The organism is Streptomyces sp. RLA012, from assembly GCF_056270325.1.
This window is the reverse complement of record NZ_JBWDPA010000006.1, coordinates 52,708-78,522: the sequence shown is the minus strand read 5'-3', so window position 1 is coordinate 78,522 and position 25,815 is coordinate 52,708. Positions and strand designations below refer to the sequence as shown.

The following is a 25,815-nucleotide window of genomic DNA, read 5'->3' as shown; positions in this document are numbered from 1 at the left end:
TGCGCGACGAACTCACCGGCACCACCGGGGTGGCGCTGCCGTCCACGCTCGTCTTCGACCACCCGACGCCGCTGGCCGTCGCGGCCCGGCTGCGCGACGAACTCTTCGGCGCCGCCGCCGAGGACACCCCGCGGCTCCCGGCGGCCGCCGACACCGACACCGACCCCGTCGTCATCGTCGGCATGGGATGCCGTCTGCCGGGCGGCGTGGCGGGCCCCGAGGACCTGTGGCGGATCGTCTCCGGCGGTCTGGAGACGGTCTCCGCCTTCCCCGAGGACCGCGGCTGGGACCTGGAGACCCTCCTCGCGGCCAGCGACACCCGCTCGGGCGGCTTCCTGAAGGAGGCGTCCGGCTTCGACGCGCCGTTCTTCGGGATCAGCCCCCGCGAGGCCCTCGCGATCGACCCGCAGCAGCGGCTGATCCTGGAGACGTCCTGGGAGGCCCTGGAACGCGGCGGTATCGCCCCGGGCAGCCTGAAGGGCAGCCGGACCGGTGTCTTCGTCGGCGCCGGGAGCTCCGGCTACGGCTCGGGTCTGACGGAGATCCCCGAAGGCCTCGGCGGACACCTGCTGACCGGCGGCGCCGGCAGTGTCGTCTCCGGCCGGGTCGCCTACGCGCTCGGCCTGGAGGGCCCCGCGGTCACCGTCGACACCGCCTGCTCCTCCTCGCTGGTGGCCCTGCACCTGGCCGTGCAGTCCCTGCGCAGCGGCGAGTGCGACCTCGCCCTGGCCGGCGGTGTCACCGTCATGGCCAACCCCGGCGCCTTCGTCGAGTTCAGCCTCCAGGGGGGCCTGGCCCCCGACGGCCGCTGCAAGGCCTTCTCCGACGGCGCCGACGGCACGGGCTGGTCGGAAGGGGTCGGTGTGCTCGTCGTCGAGCGGCTCTCCGACGCCCGCCGCCACGGCCACCGGGTCCTGGCCGTCGTCCGCGGCACCGCCGTCAACCAGGACGGTGCCTCCAACGGTCTCACCGCCCCCAACGGGCCCGCGCAGCAGCGCGTCATCCGGGCCGCCCTCGCCTCCGCGGGCCTCGCCCCGGCCGAGGTGGACGCCGTCGAGGCGCACGGCACCGGTACCGTCCTCGGCGACCCCATCGAGGCGCAGGCGCTGCTGGCCACCTACGGGCAGGACCGGCCCGCCGACCGGCCGCTGTGGCTGGGCTCGGTGAAGTCGAACATCGGCCACACCCAGGCCGCCGCGGGCGCCGCGGGCATCATCAAGATGGTCCTCGCCCTCGACAAGGGCGTCCTCCCGCGGACCCTGCACGCCGACGAGCCCTCCTCGCGCGTCGACTGGTCCGCCGGAGCGGTCCGGCTGCTGGGCGAGCAGGCAGCCTGGCCCGAGACCGGCCGCCCGCGCCGCGCCGGTGTCTCCGCCTTCGGCGTGTCCGGCACCAACGCCCACGTCGTCATCGAACAGGCCCCGCAGGCCCCGCAGCACACGCAGGACGCGCCCGCCCGGCCGGCCGCCGAAGCGGTGACGCCGTGGATCCTGTCGGCCCGCACCGCCGCCGCCCTGCGCGGCCAGGCCGCACGCCTCCTGGCCCATGTCGAGGAGCACCCCGGCCTCGACGCCGCCGGCATCGCCCGCGCCCTGGTGACCACCCGCTCCGCCTTCGAACACCGGGCCGTGGTCGCGGCAGCCGGACCCGACCGGCTGCTGCGCGGCCTCACCGCCGTCGCCGCGGGCGAACCGTCCACCGACGCCGTCACCGGCGACACCCTGACCGAGGGCAGCACCGCGTTCCTGTTCGCCGGCCAGGGCACCCAGCGGCCCGGCATGGGCCGCGGCCTCTACGACGCCTTCCCCGTCTACGCGGACGCCTTCGACGCCGTGTGCGCCCATTTCGAGGGCCAGCTGGAGCAGCCGCTGCGCGAGGTCGTCCTCGGCGACGACACCGCCCTCCTCGACCGCACCGCCTACGCGCAGCCCGCCCTGTTCGCCGTCGAGGTCGCGCTGTTCCGTCTCGTCGAGTCCTGGGGCGTACGGCCCGCCCACCTGCTGGGCCACTCCGTCGGTGAACTGGCCGCCGCGCACGTCGCGGGAGTCCTCTCGCTGCCCGACGCCTGCCGGCTGGTCGCCGCCCGGGGCCGGCTCATGCAGGCCCTGCCCGAGGGCGGCGCCATGGTCGCGCTGCAGGCCGCCGAGGACGAGGTGCTGCCCCTGCTGGCCGGCCGGGACGAGGAGGTCGGCCTCGCCGCCCTCAACGGCCCCCGGTCCGTGGTGATCGCGGGCGACGAGGACGCCGTACTCGAAGTGGCCGCACACTTCGCGGGCCAGGGCCGCAAGACCACCCGGCTGCGCGTCAGCCACGCCTTCCACTCGCCGCGCATGGAACCGATGCTGGCCGACTTCCGGGCCGTCGCCCGGAGCGTGGACTACGGCGAGCCGCGCATCCCCGTCGTCTCCAACGTGACCGGCGAACCCGTCACCGCCGCGGAACTCGGCTCGCCCGAGTACTGGGTGCGCCACGTCCGCCAGGCGGTCCGCTTCGCCGACGGCATCGCCTGGCTGGAGAGGGCCGGCGTCGAGCACTACCTCGAACTCGGCCCCGACGCCACCCTCACCACCCTCGCCCAGGGCTGCTGGCAGAGCCCCGGCCACCTCGCCGTGCCCGCACTGCGCGAGGACCGCCCCGAACCGGCCGTCCTCATGACCGCCCTGGGCGCCCTGTTCACCCGCGGCGTCCCGGTCGACTGGCCTGCCTGCCTGGACACCCCCGCCCCCGGCGGCCGGCCCGCGCAGCTGCCCACCTACGCCTTCCAGCACCAGAGCTACTGGCTCGACGTACCGGCCGTCTCCGGCGACCCGTCCGCCGCGGGACTCCTCGCCGCCGACCACCCGCTGCTGGCCGCCGTCGTCCCGCCGGCCACGGGCGACGCCGTCGTCCTCACCGGACGCCTGTCGGTGCGCTCGCAGCCCTGGCTCGCCGCCCACCGCGTGAGCGGATCCCTCGTGGTGCCGTCCACCGCGTTCCTCGAACTCGCCCTGCGCGCCGGTGCCCACACCGACTGCGGGCACGTCCGCGACCTCGTCCTCGAAGCCCCGCTCGTCCTGCCCGAACAGGGCGGCGTCCACCTCCAGGTCCGCGTCGAGGAGCCCGACGCGCTGGGCTCGCGCACCTTCGGCGTGTACGGCCGGACCGAGACCCCGGGCGCCGACGGCCCCTGGACCCGGCACGCCGGCGGCATCCTGAGCGCCCGGCAGCCCGACCACACCCCCGCGGCCACGCCCGACTTCACGCTCTGGCCGCCCGCCGGCGCCGAACCCCTCGACGTCGACGGCGTCTACGAGCGCCTCGCCGCGGCCGGACTCGACTACGGCCCCGTCTTCCAAGGACTCAAGGCCGCCTGGCACAGCGGCGAGGACGTCTACGCCGAAGTCGCCCTGCCCGAGAGCGCCGGGACGGAGGCCGGACGCTTCGACCTGCACCCGGCGCTGCTGGACGCGGCCCTGCACCCGCTCGGCCTCGGCATCTTCGACGGATTCGGCGACGGCCGCGTCCTGTTCTCCCTCGGCGACGCCTCGCTGCAGGCCACCGGCGCCACCACCCTGCGCGTCCGCCTCTCCCGCAGCGGCCCCGACACCCTGTCCCTGCAGGCCGCCGACGCGATCGGCGAGCCCGTCCTGACCGTCGCCTCCCTGCTGATGCGCACCCTCGCCCCGCAGACCACCACCACCCCCGCCCCCGCCCCGGCCGCCGGGCAGCCGGCCCCGGCCCGCACCCAGGCACCCGCCCGCCGCGCCGCGGCCCGCGCGCAGCAGCCCGGCAGCATGCTGGAGCGGCTGGCCGGCCGGCCCGAGGCCGAACGGACCCGCGCCCTGCTCGCCACCGTGCGCGCCCGGGTCGCGGACGTCCTCGGCTACGACGGCCCCGCCGACGTCGAGGCGGCCCGCTCCTTCGCCGACCTCGGCTTCACCTCGATCACCGCCGTCGAACTGCGCAACCAGCTCTCCGACGCGCTCGGCGTGGCCCTCCCGGCCACCCTGGTCTTCGACCACCCCACCCCGAACGCGCTCGCCCAGCACCTCGGCGCCGACCTGTTCGGCACCGCCCAGCACGACGGCACCGCGCACCGCCCGGTGCCCGTCGACGACGACCCGATCGTCATCGTCGGCATGGCCTGCCGCTACCCCGGCGGCGTCCGCAGCCCCGAAGACCTGTGGGACCTCGTCGTCGCCGGCGCCGACGGCATCTCGCCGCTGCCCACCGACCGCAACTGGCACCCCGAGACCCTCTACCACCCGGACCCCGACCACCCCGGCACCGTCTACACCCGCGAGGGCGGATTCCTCCACGACGCCAGCCAGTTCGACCCGTCGTTCTTCGCCATCAGCCCCCGCGAGGCCCTCGCCATGGACCCCCAGCAGCGCCTGCTGCTGGAGACGTCCTGGGAGGCCCTGGAACGCGCCGGCATCGACCCGACCACCGCGCGCGGCAGCCGCACCGGCGTCTTCGCCGGCGTCACCTACCAGGACTACGTCACGATCCTGGCCGCCGCCGACGACAACTTCGAGGGCTACGTCGGCACCGGCAACTCGCCCAGCGTGCTGTCCGGCCGCATCTCCTACGCCCTCGGCCTGGAGGGCCCCGCGGTGTCCGTCGACACCGCCTGCTCCTCCAGCCTCGTCGCCCTCCACCTCGCCGCCCAGGCGCTGCGCCAGGGCGAGTGCTCCCTCGCACTCGCCGGCGGGGTGACCGTGATGTCCACCCCCGGCTCCCTCATCGAGTTCAGCCGCCAGCGCGCGCTCGCCCCGGACGGCCGCTGCAAGCCGTTCTCCGCGGACGCCGACGGCGCCAGCTGGGCCGAGGGCGTCGGCATGATCGTCCTCGAACGGCTCTCCGACGCCCGCCGCAACCACCACCCGGTGCTGTCCGTGCTCCGCGGCTCCGCCCTCAACCAGGACGGCGCCTCCAACGGCCTGACCGCGCCCAACGGCCCCTCGCAGCAACGGGTGATCCGCCAGGCCCTCGCCTCCGCCGGCCTGGCCCCGGCCGAGGTCGACGCCGTCGAGGCGCACGGCACCGGCACCACCCTCGGCGACCCGATCGAGGCACAGGCCCTCATCGCGGCCTACGGCCAGGACCGGCCCGCCGACCGGCCGCTGTGGCTGGGCTCCCTGAAATCGAACATCGGCCACAGCCAGGCCGCCGCGGGTGTCGGCGGCGTCATCAAGATGGTCATGGCGATCCGCGAGGGCGTCCTGCCGCGCACCCTGTACGCCGACACGCCCACCCCGCACGTCGACTGGAGCGCGGGCGACGTCCGACTGCTGACCGAGCAGCGGGAGTGGCCCGAGACCGGACGCGCGCGCCGCGCCGGCGTCTCCTCGTTCGGCATGTCCGGCACCAACGCCCACGTCATCGTCGAACAGGCCCCCGACAGCGAACCGGCCCCCGCCACCGCCGAACCGGCCGCCCCGGGTGCCGGGGTCTTCACCGGCGCCCTGCCCGTCGTCCCCACCCTGCTGTCCGGCCGCACCGAGGCCGCCCTGCGCGGCCAGGCCGCCCGCCTGCGCACCCACCTGCTCGCCCACCCCGGCCAGGACCTCACCGACCTCGCCTACTCCCAGGCCACCACCCGTCCGGCCTTCACCTACCGGGCCGCCGTCCTCGCCGGCGGCCGCGACGCCCTCGACGAGGCACTCGCCACCCTCGCCGCGGGCGGCCCGGTCACCGGACCCGGCATCGTCTCCGCCACCGCCCCCAGCACCGCCGAACCCGTCCTGGTCTTTCCCGGACAGGGCGCGCAGTGGACCGGCATGGCCCGCGAACTCCTCGCCGCCTCACCCGTGTTCGCCGCCCTCGTCGCCGACTGCGAACGCGCGCTCGCCCCCTACACCGACTGGTCCCTGACCGCGGTCCTGCGCGGCGACCAGGACGCCGCCGACCTCGGCCGGGTCGACGTCGTCCAGCCCGCCCTGTGGGCCGTCATGGTCTGCCTGGCCGGCCTGTGGCGCTCCCTGGGCGTCACCCCCGCGGCCCGTCGTCGGCCACTCCCAGGGCGAGATCGCCGCCGCCTGCGTCGCCGGGGCCCTGTCCCTCGACGACGGCGCCCGCGTCGTCGCCCTGCGCAGCCGGGCCATCGTCTCCATCGCCGGCAGCGGCGGCATGATGTCCGTGCCGCTGAGCGCCGACGAGACCCGCGCGCGCATGAGCCCGTGGGCCGACCGCCTCGCCGTCGCCGCCGTCAACGGACCCGCCTCCGTCGTGGTGTCCGGCGACGCCACCGCGCTCGACGAACTGTTCACCGCCCTCACCGAGGACGGCGTACGCGCCCGCAAGGTCGCCGTCGACTACGGCTCCCACTCGCCGCAGGTCGAACCGATCCGCGCGAACGTGCTCGACGCCCTCGCCGGCATCGAGCCGCGGGAGGCGGAGATCCCCTTCCGCTCCTCCCTCACCGGACAGTGGCAGGACACCACCGCCCTGGACCCCGAGTACTGGTACACCAACCTGCGCGAGACCGTCCGCTTCGAGGAGGCCGTCCGCGGCCTGATCGCCGAGGGCCACCGCACCTTCCTGGAGGTCGGCCCGCACCCCGTGCTCGCCGTCGGCCTGCGCGAGACCCTGGAGGACACCGGCACCGAGGGCGCCGTGCTGGACTCCCTGCGCCGCGACAAGGGCGGACTCGACCAGTTCCTCACCGCCGTCGCCCAGGCCCACGCCCACGGCGTCACCGTCGACTGGAACGCCGTCTTCGCCCACACCGGCGCGCACCGCGTCGACGTACCGACCTACCCCTTCCAGCGGCAGCGGTACTGGCCCAACGTCCGGGAGCAGGCGGCCGCCGACGCCGCCGCGTCCGGCTCCCTCACCGCCGACTCCGTCGAGTCCCGCTTCTGGGAGACCGTCGACCAGGAGAACCTGGAAGCCCTCGCCGACGCCCTCGACGTCTCCGCCGACGCCCCGCTGAGCACCTTCCTGCCGGCCCTGTCCAGCTGGCGCCGCACCAGCCGCGAACGCTCCACCACCGAGTCCTGGCGCTACGGCGTCGGATGGTCCCCGCTGACCGAGAACGCCGCGGGCGCCCTGTCCGGCACCTGGCTGGTGATCGCCCCCGCCGGCACGGCCGGCCACGGCCACGACCACCTTCCCGCCGCCGCCCGCGAGGCCCTGACCGGCGGCGGTGCCCGCGACACCCGCCTGGTCACCGTCCCCGACGGCGGCACCGACCGCGCCGGCCTCGCCGCCCTGCTCACCGCCGCCCTCGCCACCGGGGACGCGGACGGGGACGGTGCCGCCGCGGCCGCTCCGGCGGTGGCGGGCGTACTGTCCCTGCTCGCCCTCGACGAACGCCCGCACCCCGCCCACCCGTCCGTCCCGCACGGCCTCGCCGGCACCCTCGCACTCCTGCAGGCCCTCGGCGACACCCGTATCGACGCCCCGCTGTGGTGCGCCACCCGCGGCGCCGTCGCCGTCACCGCCTCGGAAACCGTCACCGGCCCCGCCCAGGCGCTCGTCTGGGGCCTGGGCCGGGTCGCCGCCCTGGAACACTCCGAACGCTGGGGCGGCCTGATCGACCTGCCCGCCGCCCTCGACACCCGCGCCGGCACCCGCCTGTGCGCCGTGCTCGCCGCCCCGGGCGGCGAGGACCAGATCGCGATCCGGCCCTCCGGCACCTTCGGCCGCCGCCTGGTCCACGCCGCCGCCCCCCTCGCACCCACCACCCGGACCTGGCGCCCGCGCGGCACCGTCCTGGTCACCGGCGGCACCGGCGCCCTCGGCGGCCACCTCGCCCGCTGGCTCGTCGAACGCGGCGCCACCCACCTGATCCTCACCAGCCGCCGCGGCGCCGACGCCCCCGGCGCGGCCGAACTGCGCGAGGAACTCACCGCCCTCGGCGCCGACGTCACCCTCGCCGCCTGCGACGCCGCCGACCAGGACGCCCTGCACACCCTGCTCGCCTCGATCCCCGCCGACCGCCCCCTGGACGCCGTGTTCCACGCCGCCGGCTCCCTCGACGACGGCGTCATCGACTCCCTGACCCCCGACCGCATGGACCCCGTCCTGCGCGGCAAGGCCACCGCCGCGCTCCACCTCCACGAACTGACCCGCGACCTGGACCTGTCGGCCTTCGTCCTGTTCTCCTCCACCGCGGGCGTCCTCGGCGGCGCCGGTCTTGGCAACTACGCCCCCGGCAACGCCTTCCTGGACGCCCTCGCCCAGCACCGCCGCTCCCAGAACCTGCCCGCCACCGCCGTCTCCTGGGGCCTGTGGGCCGAGGGCGGCATGGTCGGCGACACCGCGGGCGAGCGCATGCGCCGCTACGGCGTCCACCCCATGGACACCCGGTCCGCCTGCGACGCCCTCGGCCGGGCCCTCGACGGCGACGACACCACCGTCACCGTCACCGACCTGCGCTGGGACACCTACGCGCCCTCCTTCACCGGACCGCGCCCCAGCCACCTCCTCGACGAACTGCCCGCCGCCCGCCGCGCCCTGGACACCGCCCGCGCCCAGCAGGCCGACGCCCCCGCGGCCGACTCCTCCTCGCTCCGTGCCCACCTGGCCCAGCTGCCCGGCTACGACCGCGCCGACGCCGTCCTGGACGTCGTGCGCTCCTACGTCGCCAATGTCCTGGGCTACCCGTCCGCCGAAGCGGTCGAACCGGCCCTGCCCTTCACCGACCTGGGCATCGACTCCCTCAGCGCCGTCGAACTGCGCAACGGCATGAACCGCATCACCGGCCTGCGGCTGCCCGCCACCCTCGTCTTCGACCACCCGACCTGCTCCGCACTCGCCGCCCACCTCCTTGCCGAACTCGCCGGCGAGGAACAGCCCGCCGCCACCGGCAGCGCCCCGCCCCCCGCAGCCCCGCGCGACGACGAGCCGATCGCCATCGTCGCCATGGGCTGCCGCTTCCCGGGCGACGTACGCACCCCCGAACAGCTGTGGCGCATGCTGATCGACGGCGGGGAAGGACTCGTGCCCTTCCCCGAGGACCGCGGCTGGGACCTGGACGCCCTCTACGACCCCGAGCCCGGAAAGCCCGGCAGCGTCTACACCCGCACCGGCGGCTTCCTGAACGACGCCAGCGGCTTCGACCCGGGGTTCTTCAACATCTCGCCCCGCGAGGCCGTCGCGATGGACCCGCAGCAGCGCCTGCTGCTGGAGGTCTCCTGGGAGGCGTTCGAGCGGGCCGGGATCGACCCCGCGACCCTGCGCGGCAGCCGCACCGGCGTCTTCGCCGGCACCAACGGCCAGGACTACACCGGCATGCTCGCCGCCTCCCAGGAGGACTTCGAGGGCTACATGCTGACGGGCAACGCCGCCAGCGTCGTCTCCGGCCGGCTCTCCTACACCTTCGGCCTGGAGGGCCCGGCGGTCACCGTCGACACCGCCTGCTCGGCCTCCCTGGTCGCCCTGCACCTCGCGATCCAGTCCCTGCGCACCGGCGAGTGCGACCTCGCCCTCGCCGGCGGCGTCACCGTCATGGCCTCGCCCGGCCTGTTCGTCGACTTCAGCCGCCAGCGGGGTCTGGCCGCGGACGGCCGGTGCAAGGCGTTCGCGGACGCGGCGGACGGCACCGGTTTCTCCGAGGGCGGCGGCATGCTCCTGGTGGAACGCCTCTCCGACGCCCGCCGCAACCACCACCCCGTGCTGGCCGTGGTCCGCGGCTCGGCGGTCAACCAGGACGGTGCGTCCAACGGTCTGAGCGCTCCCAACGGGCCCGCGCAGCAGCGGGTGATCCGCGCGGCCCTCGCCGACGCGGGCGTCGCGGCGGCGGAGGTGGATGTGGTGGAGGCGCACGGCACCGGCACCACCCTCGGTGACCCGATCGAAGCCCAGGCGGTGCTGGCGACCTACGGCCAGGAGCGGCCGGAGGGGCGGCCGTTGTGGCTGGGGTCGGTGAAGTCGAACATCGGCCACACCCAGGCCGGCGCCGGGGTGGCGGGTGTCATCAAGATGGTCCTGGCCCTGCAGAACGAGATCCTGCCGCCCACCCTGCACGTCGACCAACCCTCCACCCACGTGGACTGGGGAGGCGGGTGATGTCCGGCTGCTGACCGAGGCCGTCGGCTGGCCCGCCGACGGGGCCGGACACCCCCGCCGCGCCGGAGTGTCGTCCTTCGGCATCAGCGGCACCAACGCCCACGTCATCATCGAAGCCGCCACCCAGGAGGAGAGCGCACCGGCCGACACCGAACCGGTCTCCACGGACGGCACCTGGCCCTGGGTCGTCACCGCACGCAGCCGCACGGCCCTGCGCGCACAGGCGGCCCAACTCCTCACCCACGTCCTGCAACAGCCCGAGGCCGACCCCGCCGGCGTGGGCCTGTCCCTCGCGGCGCACCGCTCGGTCTTCGAACACCGCGCCGTCGTCCTCGGCGCCGACCGCGACACACTCGTGACCGGCCTGCGGGCGCTGGCCGAGGACGAGACCCACCCGTCCACGGTCACCGGCTCCGCCCGCGGCGAGGGCAAACTCGCCTTCCTCTTCTCCGGCCAGGGCGCCCAGCGCCTCGGCATGGGCCGTGAACTGTACGAGTCCTTCCCCGCGTTCGCCGAAGCCTTCGACGCGGTCTGCGCCCACCTGGACGACGGCCTGACGGACGTGGTCTTCGGCACGGACGCCGGCCTGCTGAACAACACCGCCTGGACCCAGCCCGCCCTGTTCGCGATCGAGGTGGCGCTGTTCCGCCTCGTCGAGTCGTGGGGGGTGCGCCCCGACTTCCTGGTCGGCCACTCCATCGGCGAACTGGCCGCCGCCCACGTGGCCGGGGTGCTGTCGCTCGAAGACGCCTGCCGACTGGTGTCGGCACGCGGGCGCCTGATGCAGCAACTGCCCCCCGGCGGCGCGATGTTCGCCGTCGAGGCCTCCGAGGACGAGGTTCTCCCGCTGCTGGAAGGCCGCGAGACGGAGGTGTCCATTGCGGCGGTCAACGGACCCCGCTCGGTGGTGATCTCGGGTGTGGAGTCGGTGGCCGAGGCGGTCGCGGGCGAGGTGGCGGCCCTGGGCCGCCGCACCTCACGCCTGCGCGTCAGCCACGCCTTCCACTCCCCGCTGATGGAACCGATGCTGGAGGAATTCCGCACGGTCGCCGAGAGCATCACCTACGGCGAGCCCCGTATCGCGGTCGTCTCGAACGTGACCGGACAGGCCGCCGCCGCAGGAGAGCTGGAGTCCCCGGAGTACTGGGTGCGCCACGTCCGGCAGGCCGTGCGGTTCGCCGACGGGGTGCGGTGGCTGGAGGAGCGCGGCGTCCGCCGCTTCATCGAGATCGGCCCCGACGGCACCCTCACCGCCCTGGCCCAGTCCGCCGTCCAGGGCGGCGACGAGATGCTCTTCGTGCCCACCCTGCGCAAGGACCGCGACGAACGCGACGCCCTGCTCACCGGCCTGGCCCAGGCGTTCGTCAAGGGCGTCACGGTCGCCTGGGCCCACGCCTTCGACGCCACCGGCGCCCACGCCGTGGCCCTGCCGACGTACGCCTTCCAGCGCCAGCGGTTCTGGCCCAGGCCGCCCGTCCTGCTGGGCGACGTGAGCTCGGCCGGACTCGGCTCCGCCACACACCCCCTGCTCGGCGCGGCCGTCGAACTCGCCGGCGGCGACGCCTTCCTGTTCACCGGCCGCCTGTCACTGCGCACCCACCCCTGGCTCGCCGACCACGCGCTCACCAGCACCGCCCTGTTCCCGGCCACCGGCTTCCTCGACCTGGCCCTGCACGCCGCCGAACACGCCGGCTGCGACCAGGTGGAAGAGCTGACGATCCTCACCCCGCTCACCCTGCCCGAACGCGGCGCCGTACGCATACAGCTGCGGGTTCAGGCACCCGACGCCTCCGGTGCCCGCGCCCTGACCGTGCACGCACGGGCCGAGGACGCGGACACCGACCAGCCGTGGACGCTGCACGCCGAGGGCCTGCTCACCACCGGCACCGCCGCGCCGCACACCCCGTACGACTTCGCCGTCTGGCCGCCGGCAGGCGCCGACGAGATACCGCTCGACGGCTTCTACGAGCGCTTCGCCGAACGCGGCCACCTGTACGGGCCGCTCTTCCAGGGCCTGAAGTCGGTGTGGATGCGCGGCGAGGAGGTGTTCGCCGAGGTCCACCTGCCCGAGGCCGCCGACCCGGCCGCCGGGGCGTTCGACCTGCACCCGGCGCTGCTGGACGCCGCCCTGCACGCCGTGATGTTCGTGCCCATGAAGGACGCCGGCCGGCTGCCCTTCTCCTGGAACCAGGTCCGCCTGGAGGCCGTCGGCGCCGCCGCGCTGCGCATACGCATGGTGCAGGAGGGCCCGGAGTCCATCAGCCTGACGCTCGCCGACACCGCGGGACGGACGGTCGCCTCGGTCGGCTCCCTCACCCTGCGCGAACTCACCGGAGACCTCGCCGGCTCCACCGTCGGCGCACCGGGTCCGCAGGGCCTGTACGAACTGGACTGGGTGCCCGTGCCCGCCGGCACGGCAGCAGCGGAACCGGACCGGAGCTGGAGCCTGGTCGGCGGCGCCGAAGCCCGCGCCCTGGCCGCCGAGTGGGAGAAGACCGGCGCGCACGTGCCGGTCTTCGCCGACCTGGCCGCGCTCGCCGCGGCGGACACCGACGTACCGGAGACGGTGCTGCTGGCCCTGCCCGCCACCATCACCGCCGATGCCGATGCCGATGCCGATGCCGATGCCGATGCCGTGGCCGGTGGCCTGGCCGCCGCCGCCCGCGCCACGGCACACACGACACTCGGCCTCGTCCAGCAGTGGCTCGACGAACCCCGCTTCGCGCACGCCCGGCTCGCCGTCCTCACCCGCGACGCGGTGCGCATCGGCGCCCGGCCCGCCGACCCGGCCCGGGCCACGGCCTGGGGCCTGGTCCGCTCCGCCCGCTCCGAGAACCCCGGCCGTTTCGTCCTCGTGGACACCGACGGGATGCCCGCCTCGGCCGCCGCGCTGCCCGCCGCCCTCGCCTCCGGCTGCCTCGAACTGGCCCTGCGGGACGGCGCGGTGACCACCCCGCGGATCATTCCGCTGGCCGCCGGGCGCGCGCTCGCTGGCCGCCGGGCGCGCGCTCGCCGAGCCCGCCGGAGCCGCCGCCTGGCGGCTCGGCATCGAGGAGAAGGGCACCCTGGAGAGCCTGCGGCTGACCGAGTGCCCCGAGGTGACCGGGCCCCTCGCGCCGCGCGAGGTCCGCATCTCGATGCGCGCCGCGGGCGTCAACTTCCGCGACGTGCTCACCGCGCTCGGCATGTACCCCGGCGACGCCACCGCGATCGGCCTGGAAGGCGCCGGCGTGGTCACGGAGGTCGGCTCCGAGGTCACCGCACTCGCCGCCGGCGACCGGGTGATGGGCATGTTCGCCGGAGCCTTCGGCCCCGTGGCCGTCGCCGACGAACGGATGCTCGCACCCGTCCCGCGCGGCTGGACCTTCGCCCAGGCCGCCACCGTGCCCATCGTCTACCTCACCGCGTACTACGGCCTCGTCGACCTCGGCGGGCTGCGCCCCGGCCAGTCCGTGCTCGTGCACGCCGCCGCCGGCGGAGTCGGCACGGCCGCCGTCCACCTCGCCCGCCACCTGGGCGCCGAGGTGTTCGGCACCGCGAGCCCCGCCAAGTGGGACGCGCTGCGCGCCGCCGGGCTCGACGACGCCCACCTCGCCTCCTCCCGCGACCTCGGCTTCGAGAAACTGTTCCTGGAGAGCACCGAGGGCCGCGGCGTGGACGTCGTCCTGGACTCGCTGGCACGGGAGTTCGTGGACGCCTCACTGCGCCTGCTGCCGCGCGGCGGACACTTCCTGGAGATGGGCAAGACCGACGTCCGCGAGGCACGGCAGGTCGCCGAGGACCACCCGGGCGTCGCCTACCGGGCCTTCGACCTCGTCGAGGCCGGCCCCGACCGCATCGGGGAGATCCTGCGCGAGCTGGTGACCCTCTTCGAGGACGGAGCGCTGCCGCCGCTGCCGATGACCACCTGGGACGTCCGCCGGGCCCCCGACGCGTTCCGCTTCCTCAGCCAGGCCCGGCACATCGGCAAGGTCGTCCTGACCGTGCCGGCCGCCCCCGACCCCGAGGGCACGGTGCTGCTCACCGGCGGCACCGGCGGACTGGGCCGGGTCACGGCCCGTCACCTGGTCGCCGACCTCGGCGTGCGCCACCTGGTCCTGGCGAGCCGGCAGGGACCGGGCGCGCCCGGCGCGGCCGAACTGCGGGAGGAACTGGCCGCCCTGGGCGCCGACGTCGCCGTGGTCGCCTGCGACACCGCCGACCGCGAGGCGCTGGCCGCGCTGCTGGCCTCCCTGCCCGCCGCCCACCCGCTGACCGCGGTGATCCACACCGCGGGCGTCCTGGCGGACGGCGTCATCTCCTCGATGACACCCGAACGCATCGACGTGTCGATGCGGCCGAAGGCCGACGCCGTGGTCGCCCTGCACGAGCTGACCCGCGACCTGGACCTCGCACGGTTCGTGGTGTTCTCCTCCGTGGCCGGCACGTTCGGCGGCGCCGGACAGGCCAACTACTCGGCCGCCAACGCCTTCCTGGACGCGCTGGCCCACCACCGGCGCGACCTGGGCCTGCCGGCGACAGGTCGCGCTGGCCCACCTGGGCCTGCCGGCGACATCACTGGCCTGGGGCACCTGGCTGCCCGACGCGGGCATGACCGGCGAACTGAGCGAGGCCGACCGCTCCCGGCACGCCAGGACCGGCATGGTCCCGCTCGGCGCGGACCTGGGCATGCGGCTGCTCGACGCCGGCCCGGACACCGACCGTGCGGTACTCCTGCCGATGGACCTCGACCAGGCCTCCTTGCGCGAACACGCCGACGTCCTGCCGCCGCTGCTGCGCGGCATGGTCAAGACACCCGCCCGCCGCCGGGCCGAGGCGGCCGCCCCGAGCACCGAAAGCACACAGACCCTCGGCCAGCGGCTGGCCCCGCTGTCCGCCGCCGACCGTGAGCAGCTGCTGCTCGACGTGGTCGCCGAACAGGCCGCGGCCGTCCTCGGCCACGCCTCGGCCGCCGGGATCGAGCCCGAGCAGACGTTCAAGGAACTCGGCTTCGACTCGCTCACCGCGGTCGAACTGCGCAACCGCCTGGGCGCCGTCACCGGCCTCACCGGCCTCAGGCTGCCGGCCACCCTCGTCTTCGACTACCCGACGCCCGCCGTCCAGGTCCGCCATCTGCTGACCGCGCTGGACCTGCCCGAGGCCCCCGGCGGCGCGCAGGCCCTGCTGGGCGAGATGGACCGCCTGGAGGCCGCACTGAGCGGCACCGACATCGACGACGCCGAAGACCGTGCCCGCGTCGGCGACCGGCTGCGGGACCTGCTGGCCCGCTGGTCGGGCGCACCGGTGACGGTCGCCGCCGCCGGAGGGCCGGGCGACGCCGAGGACGGCGAACTGGAATCGGCCGGGACCGCCGACGAGTTGTTCGACCTCATCGACAGGGAGCTGGGCACGACGTGACAACCGCAGCGGACGCCCGCGCCGCGGGTCCCCGCACCACAGCGCTGGATCTCCGCACAACGGACACCGCCCGGCTCGGTTCAAGGAAGTGACACACGTGGCTGACGACGACAAGTACGTGGAATACCTCAAGCGAGTGACGGCCGAACTGCGGCAGACCCGCCGTCAGCTGCGCGAGGTGGAGGACAAGAACCGCGAACCCATCGCCATCGTGGCGATGAGCTGCCGCTTCCCCGGCGCGGTGGCCTCCCCGGAGGATCTGTGGGGGCTTGTCGACGAGGGCCGCGACGCCATCGGCCCGCTGCCGCAGGACCGGGGCTGGGACATCGAGGACCGGTACGACCCCGATCCCGACAAGCCCGGCACCTTCTACACGCGCGAGGGCGGCTACCTGCACGACGCGAGCGCGTTCGACGCCGCCTTCTTCGGCATGAGCCCCCGCGAGGCCCTGGCCACCGACCCGCAGCAGCGGCTGCTGCTGGAGACCTCCTGGGAGCTCCTGGAACGGGCCGGGATCCGGCCGGCCACCCTGCGCGGCAGTTCCACCGGCGTGTTCGTCGGCGCGGCGAGCTCCGGCTACGGGCAGGGCCCGGTGGAGGTTCCCGAAGACGTCCACGGGCTGATGCTCGCGGGCAACGCCACCTCCGTCGCCTCGGGCCGCATCTCCTACGTCCTGGGCCTGGAAGGCCCCACCGTCACCGTCGACACCGCCTGCTCCTCGTCACTGGTGGCACTGCACTGGGCGGTGCAGGCGCTCCGGTCCGGGGAGTGCGACCTCGCGATGGCGGGCGGTGTCTCCGTCATGGCCACCCCCGGAATCCTCTTCGAGTTCAGCCGCCAGCGCGGCCTCGCCGTGGACGGCCGCTGCAAGGCCTTCTCCGACGACGCCGACGGCACCGGCTGGTCCGAGGGCGTGGGCATGCTGCTCGTGGAGCGGCTGTCCGACGCCCGCCGCAACGGCCACCCCGTCCTGGCCGTGGTACGCGGCAGCGCCATCAACTCCGACGGCGCCTCCAACGGCCTGACCGCGCCCAACGGCCCCTCGCAGCAACGGGTGATCGAGCAGGCCCTCGCCAACGCGGGCCTCCAGGCGGCCGACATCGACGCCGTGGACGCCCACGGCACCGGAACCTCGCTCGGCGACCCCATCGAGGCGCAGGCGCTGCTGGCCACCTACGGCCGCGCCAAGGAGGCCGACAACCCCCTGCTGCTCGGCTCGCTCAAGTCCAACCTCGGGCACACCCAGGCGGCGGCCGGTGTCGCCAGCGTCATCAAGATGGTCATGGCGCTGCGCCACGGCCGGCTGCCCCGCACGCTGCACATCACCGAACCCTCCTCCCACGTGGACTGGTCGGCGGGCCACGTACGGCTGCTGACCGAACCCGCCGCCTGGCCCGAGGCGGCCGAGGACCGGCCACGCCGGGCCGCCGTCTCGTCCTTCGGCATGAGCGGCACCAACGCCCACGCCATCCTGGAAGCGGCCCCCGCGGACACCCCGGCCGAGGAGACTCCGGCCGGGGAGGCTCCGGCCACGCAGGCTCCCGCGCCCGCCAACACGCCCCTGCCGGCCGTGCCGCTGATCGTGTCGGCCCGCAGCGCCGCCGCCCTGCGCGGCCAGGCCGCCCGCCTCCTCGACCGGGTGGCGGGCGAGGACGACGCGGCCTCCCCGGACCTGGCCCGCGCCCTGGTCACGACCCGTCAGACCTTCGAACACCGTGCCGTGGTCCTCGCCGGGGACCACACGGCCGCCCTGCGCGGCCTGGCCGCCCTCGCGGACGAGGACGGCGGCCCGGACGCCGGACCGGGCGTCGTCACCGGCCGGGCCCTGCGCGGCGCCACCGCTTTCCTCTTCCACGGACAGGGCGCCCAGCGGATCGGCATGGGCCGTGAGCTGTACGAGGCGTTCCCGGTGTTCGCCGAGGCGTTCGACGCGGTCTGCGTCCACGTGGACGCCGCCCTCGGCCGGTCCCTGAAGGACCTGGTGTTCGACGGCTCGGAAGGCTCCGAGGGCCTGGACCGGACCGATGTCACGCAGCCCGCGCAGTTCGCCGTCGAGGTCGCTCTGTTCCGCCTCCTGGAGTCCTGGGGCATCAAGCCCAAGTACCTCATGGGGCACTCCGTGGGCGAGCTGACCGCCGCGCACCTCGCGGGCATCTGGTCGCTGGCCGACGCCTGCCGCCTGGTCCTGGCCCGCGGCCGGCTGATGCAGTCCCTTCCGCCGACCGGAGCGATGCTCGCCGTCGAAGCGGCCGAGGACGAACTGCTCGCGCTGATCGGGACCTACGGCGGGGCGCTGTCCGTCGGATCCGCCAACGGCCCCCGCGCCACCGTGCTCTCCGGCGACGCCGCCGCCATCGAGGCGATCGCCGGGCAGCTCAAGGGGCAGGGCACACGCGTCAAGCGCCTGCGCATCGCCGTCGCCGGCCACTCGGCCCAGATGGACCCCATCCTCGACGAGTTCGGCGCCGTCGCCGGCGAACTCACCTATCACCCGCCGCGGATCACCGTCATCTCGAACGTGACCGGCCGGGCGGCCACCCCCGAGGAGGTCTGCTCGCCCGAGTACTGGGTGCGCCAACTGCGCCGGCCCGTACGCTTCGCCGACGACATCAACTGGCTCGCCGAACACGGTGTCACCCGCTTCCTCGAAATCGGGCCCGACACCTCCCTGACCGCCCTGGCACAGGGCTGCCTGCCCGACGACACCACCGAACGCGTCTGCCTCGCCACCGCCCGCAAGGGACAGAGCGAACCGCTGGCCGTGCTGACGGCCGTCGCCGGCCTGTTCGCGCACGGCGCCGCCGTGGACTGGCAACGCCTCGTCGCAGCACCGGGCAACGAGCGCGTCGCACTTCCCACCTACGCCTTCCAGCGGGAGCGCTACTGGCTGCGCATGAGCGACCAGGGCTCCGGCGACCTGACCCGCGCGGGCCTGGGAAGCGCCGGGCACCCGCTGCTGAGCGCCGTCGTACGGTTCGCCGACGACCTGCGGGTCCTGCTCACCGGGCGGCTGTCCGTGAGCTCCCAGCCCTGGCTCGCCGACCACGCCGTGTCCGGCACCGTACTGCTGCCGGGAACGGCCTTCGCCGAACTCGCCCTGCGCGCCGGCGACGAGGTCGGCTGCGACCTGCTGGAAGAGCTGACCCTTGAGGCCCCGCTCGTCCTGCCGGAGAAGGGCGCCGCACAGATCCAGCTGGCCCTCGGGGCACCCGACGCCGCCGGCCGCCGCCCGCTGACGGTGTACGCACGTCCCGAGAACCCCGCGGGCCAGGACGACGACGCCGCATGGACCCGCCACGCCTCCGCCACACTCGCCCCCGGCGCCGCGGAGCCGTCCTTCGACCTGGCCGCATGGCCGCCGCCCGGTGCACAGCCCGTCTCCCTCGACGGCTTCTACGGCGCACTCGCCGACACGGGCTACGAGTACGGCCCCGTCTTCCAGGGACTCAAGGCGGTCTGGCAACAGGGCACCGCCTGGTACGCCGAGGTCGCCCTGCCCGAGGACCAGCACAAGGAGGCGGCCCGTTTCGGGCTGCACCCCGCCCTGCTGGACGCCGCCCTGCACGCTCAGCTCGCCGCGCCCGCGGCAGCGGGCGAAGGGGAAGGAGAAGGAGACGGCGGCGGCGTCGGCCTGCCGTTCCTGTGGAGCGGAGTCTCCCTGTACGCGGTCGGTGCCGCGGCACTGCGCGTACGGATCGAACCGGCCGGCGGCGGTGTCCGCCTGCAGATCGCCGATGCCGCGGGCCGTCCCGTCGCCGCCGTCGACACGCTGGTCTCCCGCGCCGTGTCCGCCGACGGCCTGCGCACCGCAGGCGCTCCGGCCGACGGCTTTCTCCACCACCTCCTGTGGACCCCGGTGGACGCGGCACCGCCGCCCTCCACCAGCGGTGGCTGGTACGTCCTGGACGGCGACGACACCGGGCTCGACCCCGCCTGGCCGCGTGTCACGGATCCCGCCGAACTCCCCGACGAACGCGCGACGGTGGTGCTGCCCTGCACGATCACGCCGGGCGAAGACCTCGGCGCCGTGGCCGCACACGTCCTGGACACCGTACGGACATGGCTCGCCGCCGACCACGCGGCCGACTCCACGCTCGTCGTGCTCACCCGCCGCGCCGTCGCCACCCACACCGGCGAGGACGTGCCCGGCCTGGCCGCCTCCGCCGTGTGGGGCCTGGTCCGAAGCGCTCAGACGGAGAATCCCGGACGGCTGGTCCTGCTCGACCTCGACGACGAGCAGGCCTCCTACGCCGCACTGCCCGCCGCCGCTGCCACCGGCGAACCGCAACTCGCCCTGCGCCAGGGGCAGCCGCTCGCGCCCCGCCTGGTCCGCACCCAGGCGACCGGCGGCGCGGCAAACGACTCCGCCCCGGCCCCGGCCGGGCAACCCACCCCGCTCTGGGACCCGCACGGCACGGTCCTGGTCACCGGCGGCACCGGGACACTGGGCGCACTCGTCGCCCGCCACCTCGTCGCACGGCACGGCGTGCGCGGCCTCGTCCTCGCCTCCCGCCGCGGCCCCGGGGCGCCGGGCGCGGCCGAACTCGCGGCCGAACTCACCGCCCAGGGAGCGCAGGTGACCATCGAAGCGTGCGACACCGCCGACCGGGACGCCCTCGCCGCCCTCCTCGCGCGCATTCCCGCCGACCGGCCGCTGCGCGGTGTCGTGCACACCGCGGGCGTCCTCGACGACGGAGTCCTGGACTCCCTCACGCCCGAGCGGCTCCGCCGCGTCCTGCGCGCGAAGGCCGAATCCGCGCTCAACCTCCACGAGGCGACCCGCGACCTGCCGCTGTCGGCGTTCGTCCTCTTCTCCTCCGCCGCGGGTCTGCTCGGCGGCGCGGGCCAGGCGAACTACGCCGCGGCCAACACCGTGCTGGACGCGCTGGCCCACCACCGGCGGGCCCAGGGCCTGCCCGCGGTCTCGCTCGCCTGGACCCTGTGGGCCACCGCCAGCGGCATGACCGGCGCGCTGAGCGACGACGAGGTCAACCGGATCGCCGCCTCCGGCCTGCCCGCGATCACCGACGAGCAGGGACTGCGCCTCTTCGACGCCGCACTGGAGGCGGACGAGGCCCTGCTCGCCCCGCTCCGGCTGGACACCGCCGCCCTGCGCGCCGCCGCCACCGCGGACCGGCTGCCCGCCCTGCTGCGCGGCCTCGTGCGGGTACGGGCCCGGCGCACGGCCGACGCGGGCACCGACAACACCCCGCGGCTGGCCCGCCGGCTGGCCGGCCTCGACACGGTCGAACAGGAGCGCGTCCTGCTCGACCTGGTGCGCCGCAACGCCGCCACCGCCCTCGGCCACAGCGCGGCCGACGCCGTGGGCGCCGACCAGGCCTTCAGGGACCTCGGCTTCGACTCACTCACCTCCGTCGAACTGCGCAACCGCCTGAATGCCGAGACCGGCCTGCGGCTGCCCGCCACCCTCGTCTTCGACCACCCCAGGCCGACGGCGCTGGCACGCCACCTGCGCGAGCAGCTCGCCGGCAGCGCCGTACGCACGGCCGAGGCCACGGTCGCCGTGGCCGACGACGACCCCGTCGTCATCGTCGGCATGGCCTGCCAGTTCCCCGGCGGAGTCGCCTCGCCCGAGGACCTGTGGCGCTTCGTCGACGCGGACGGCGACGCGATCTCCGCCTTCCCCACCGACCGCGGCTGGGACCTGGAACGCCTGCCCGGACTGCAGGCGGGCTTCCTCTACGGCGCCGCCCACTTCGACGCCGCGCTGTTCGGCATCTCGCCCCGTGAGGCGCTGGCGATGGACCCCCAGCAACGGCTGCTCCTGGAGACCTCCTGGGAGGTCCTCGAACGGTCCGGCATCGACCCGCTGTCCCTGCGCGGCAGCCGGACCGGCGTGTTCGTCGGAGCGATGGGCTCGGGGTACGCCTCCGGCCTCGCAGACGTTCCCGAAGGCGTGGAGGGCCACCTCGGCCTCGGCATCTCAGGCAGCGTCCTGTCCGGCCGCGTCGCCTACACCTTCGGGCTCGAAGGGCCCGCCATGACGGTCGACACCGCCTGCTCCTCCGCGCTGGTCGCGCTGCACCTCGCCGCCCAGGCACTGCGGCAGGGCGAGTGCGGCCTGGCGCTCGCCGGCGGCGTCACCGTGATGGCCACGCCCGGTACGTACACCGAGTTCAGCGCACAGAACGGGCTGGCCCCGGTACGTACACCGAGTGAACGGGCTGGCCGCCGACGGCCGCTGCAAGGCCTTCGCCGCCGCCGCGGACGGCGCCGGCTTCTCCGAAGGAGTGGGCGTCCTGCTGCTGGAACGCCTCTCCGACGCCGAACGCAACGGGCACTCGGTGCTGGCCGTCGTACGGGGTTCCGCGACCAACCAGGACGGCGCCTCCAACGGACTGACCGCCCCCAACGGGCCCTCCCAGGAGCGCGTCGTGCGCCAGGCACTCGCCTCCGCCGGACTGTCCGCGGCGGACGTGGACGCCGTCGAGGCGCACGGCACCGGCACGAGCCTCGGCGACCCCATCGAGGCCCAGGCTCTCCTCGCCACCTACGGCCAGGAGCGGCCCGAGGACCGCCCGCTGTGGCTGGGCTCCGCCAAGTCCAACTTCGGGCACACCCAGGCCGCGGCGGGCGCCGCGGGCGTCATCAAGATGGTCATGGCGATGCGCCACGGCAAGCTGCCCCGGACCCTGCACGTGGACGAGCCGTCCCCGCACATCGACTGGTCCAGCGGCCATGTCCAGCTGCTCACCGAACCCCAGGCCTGGCTGCCCGCGGACGACCGCAAGCGCCGGGCCGGCGTGTCCTCCTTCGGCATCAGCGGCAGCAACGCGCACGTCATCCTGGAGGAACCGCCCGCGCGGAAACATCGCGAGGAACCGCGCGAACCGGCCACCGGACCGCACGCGTTCACCGTCTCGGGCCACACCCCCGCGGCGCTGCGCGACCAGGCCGCCCGGCTGCGCACCCATCTCCTGGCCCGTCCCGGGGGCGACCTGCGCGACCTCGCCCACTCCCTGTCCGTCACCCGGCAGGCACTGGACCACCGGGCCGTCGCCGTCGCCGCCGACGAGGAGGAGCTCCTGGCCGCCCTCACGGCCCTCGCCCAGGGCGCGAGCGCCCCGGACCTGGCCGTGGGGGACGCCGGCAGCGGCGGCAGGACCGCGTTCCTGTTCAGCGGCCAGGGCGCCCAGCGCCCCGGCATGGGCCGCGAGCTCTACGACGCCCACCCCGTCTACGCCCAGGCGTTCGACACGGTCTGCGCGGAACTGGACACCCACCTCGACGGCCCGCCGCTGCGCGAGGTGGTCTTCGCGGCCGAGGGTTCCCCCGAGGCCGCCCTGCTGGACCGCACCGCCTACACCCAGGCGGCGCTGTTCGCCGTCGGCACCGCCGGCCACGCCCTCGTACAGTCCTGGGGCGCACGCCCCGACCTGCTGATGGGCCACTCCATCGGCGAGCTGACGGCCGCCCACGCCGCCGGGGTGCTGACACTGCAGGACGCCTGCGCCCTGGTGGCGGCCCGCGGACGGCTCATGCAGGCCCTGCCCGAGGGCGGCGCCATGGTCGCCGTCGAGGCCACCGAGGACGAGGTCCTCCAGCTCCTGGGCTCCGCCGGCGGACGCGCCCAGATCGCCGCGCTCAACGGGCCCGCGTCGGTGGTGCTCTCCGGTGACACGGACGAAGTGGAGCGGATCGCCGCCGAGTTCACGGACCGCGGCCGCAAGACTAGGCGTTTGCGGGTCAGCCATGCGTTTCACTCACACCGTATGGACGCGATGCTCACGCAGTTCGAACAGGTCGCCGCGGCAGTGCGGTACGCACCGCCCGCGGTGCCCGTCGTGTCCAACGTCACCGGACGGCTCGCCGAGGGCGACGACCTGCGCACGGCCGCCTACTGGACCCGCCACGTACGGGACGCGGTCCGCTTCTGCGACGGAGTGCGCACCCTGGAGACCGAGGGCGTCACCACCTGTCTCGAACTCGGCGCCGACGCCACGCTCACCACGATGGTCCTCGACAGCGCCGTGGAACCCGCCGCCGTTCTCGCCCTCCCGCTGCTGCGCCGCGACGGCCGTGAGCAGCGCACCGCGCTGCTCGCCGCGGGACAGCTGTACGCACACGGCCGCGGGGTGGACCTGACGCGGCTGCACCCCGCCGACGCACGGCGCACCGAACTGCCCACCTATCCCTTCCAGCGCGAGCGCTTCTGGCTGGAGTCCGCCGCCGCACCCGCCGCGCCCGCCGAGGACACCCAGTTCTGGGACCTCGTCGAGCAGGCCGGCCCCGGCGAACTGGCGGCCAGGCTCGACCTCGACGAGGAAGCCCCCCTCAGCGCGGTGCTGCCCGCACTCGCCTCCTGGCGCCGCGAGCGCAGGCAGCGCTCGCAGGCCGAGGGCTGGGAACACCGGATCGTCTGGACGCCCGCCGCCGAGCGCACCGACGCGGCCCTGGCCGGCACCTGGCTGCTGCCCGTTCCCGCCGCACTGGCCGGCGGCGGCTGGGCCGGCTCACTCGCCGATGCGCTCACCTCCCACGGCGCGCACGTCGTGACCGTCCCCGTGGACTGCGCCACGGCCGACCGCACGGCCCTCGCCGCCCAACTGACCCGCGTCAGCGAAGCCGACGGTGTTCCCGCCGTCACCGGAGTCCTGTCGCTGCTGGCCGCCGACGCGCGGCCGCTGCCGGGGCACACGTCCACACCGAGCGGTCTGGCCGCCACCGTCGGCCTCCTGCAGGCACTGTCCGAGGGCGCGGCCGGCCCCTTGGGTGCGCCGGTGTGGTGCCTGACCGCGGGCGCTGTCGGCGTCCACGGCCAGGAGGCACCACAAGCGCCCGAACAGGCCGCCGTCTGGGGACTGGGGCGCTCCGCTGCCCTGGAATACCCCCAGGGCTGGGGCGGTCTGGTCGACCTGCCGGCCGGCACCGAAGCCCCGGTGGCCGAGGACGTCGCCCGGCGGCTGTGCGCCGTACTCGCGGGCCGCGACGGCGAGGACCAGGTGGCGGTGCGCGGATCCGGAACCTTCCTGCGCCGCCTCGTCCGCGCCGAACACTTCGGTGAGGAGCACACGCCGGAGCCGGTCTGGAAGGGCACCGTCCTGCTGACCGGCGGTACGGGCGCCCTCGGGGTGCGTACGGCGGTCTGGCTCGCCGAACAGGGCGCCACCCGTCTGGTGGTCGCCAGCCGGTCCGGGGGCGGAGCCGAGGGCGCGGCCCGCCTGGAGTCCGCGCTCGCCGGATCCGGGGCCGAACTGGCCGTCGTCGCCTGCGACGTCGCCGACCGCGAGGCACTGGCCGGGCTGCTGGCCGAGCACCCGGTGGACGCGGTGGTGCACACCGCCGGTGTCCTGGACGACCGGCTGATCGACTCCCTGTCCCCGGACAGCCTGGAAACCGTACTGCGGCCCAAACTGACCGCCGCCCGCAATCTCCACGAGCTGACCCGGGACCGGGACCTGTCCGCCTTCGTCCTGTTCTCCTCCGTGGCCGGCACGATCGGCTCCATCGGACAGGCCAACTACGGTGCGGCCAACGCCTACCTGGACGCACTCGCCCAGCAGCGGCGGGCCGCGGGACTGCCCGCGACCTCGCTCGCCTGGGGGCCGTGGGCCGGCGGCGGCATGGCGGCCGAGAACAGCGACACCGAACAGCGCATGCGGCGCAGCGGGATGACCCCGCTCGACCCCGCGCGTGCCCCGCACGCGATCGGGCGGGCCGTGGCGCGCGCGACGCGGCCCTGGCCGTCGCCGACGGCGGGCCGTGGCGCGCGACGACGCGGCCCTGGCCGTCGCCGACGTCGACTGGGCACGCTTCGCGCCCGGCTTCGCCTCGGCGCGGCGCAGCCCGCTGCTGTCGGACCTGCCGGAAGTACGTGACCTGGCGGCCGTGCGGCCTGCCGAGACACCGGACAACGCCGCACAGGAGCTCCGCTCCCGCCTGGCCGGGCAGTCCGCGGCCGAGCAGGAGCGGACGCTGCTCTCCCTGGTCCGCACACAGGTCGCCGGAGTCCTCGGGCACGCCACGACCGACAAGGTCGGTGCCACCCGCGCGTTCAACGCGCTCGGCTTCGACTCGCTGATGGCGGTCGAGCTGCGCAACCGGCTCGGTACCGTCACCGGGCTCCAGCTGCCCGCCACCCTGCTGTTCGACCAGCCCACCGCCGCGGCCCTCGCCGCACATCTGCGCGGCAGGCTGACCGACGGCCTGGACGGCGCGGCGCAGGTGCTGGCCGAACTCGACCGCCTGGAGGCCGCGTTGAGCGGGCTCGCGGACGACGACGCGCGGCGGGACCGGATCGGCGTACGGCTGCAGTCCCTGCTCACCCAGTGGAACGGTACGGACCGTGCTCCGGCCCCCGCCGGCACCGCGACGGCCGACGACGTCACCGACCGGATCAACTCCGCCGCGGCGGACGAGATCTTCGACTTCATCGAGAACGATCTTGGCATCTCCTGAGCG

Annotated in this window: 2 protein-coding genes and 3 pseudogenes; all 5 read left to right on the top strand. The window is 75.2% G+C overall.

Features of this window, described 5'->3' with window-relative positions; genetic code table 11:
• Nucleotides 1-9,993 (top strand): annotated as a pseudogene (locus RV986_RS54025) (beta-ketoacyl synthase N-terminal-like domain-containing protein); the annotation flags it as partial.
• A pseudogene (locus RV986_RS54020) lies at nucleotides 9,899-12,898 on the top strand (acyltransferase domain-containing protein); the annotation flags it as partial. The pseudogenes RV986_RS54025 and RV986_RS54020, both read left to right, overlap by 95 nt.
• 196 nt (nucleotides 12,899-13,094) lie before the next feature.
• The gene (locus RV986_RS54015; RefSeq protein WP_475925011.1) at nucleotides 13,095-14,885 is read left to right on the top strand and encodes an MDR/SDR family oxidoreductase; all 1,791 of its coding nucleotides are present in this window, start codon (nucleotides 13,095-13,097) and stop codon (nucleotides 14,883-14,885) included.
• Nucleotides 14,779-15,393 carry an acyl carrier protein gene (locus RV986_RS54010; protein ID WP_475925010.1) on the top strand — a complete coding sequence of 205 codons (615 nt, stop codon included), beginning with the start codon at nucleotides 14,779-14,781 and terminating at the stop codon, nucleotides 15,391-15,393. The genes RV986_RS54015 and RV986_RS54010 overlap by 107 nt, the downstream gene beginning before the upstream one ends.
• Nucleotides 15,394-15,490: 97 nt before the next feature.
• Nucleotides 15,491-25,812: pseudogene (locus RV986_RS54005) on the top strand (type I polyketide synthase).
• The last annotated feature ends 3 nt before the right edge of the window (nucleotides 25,813-25,815 follow it).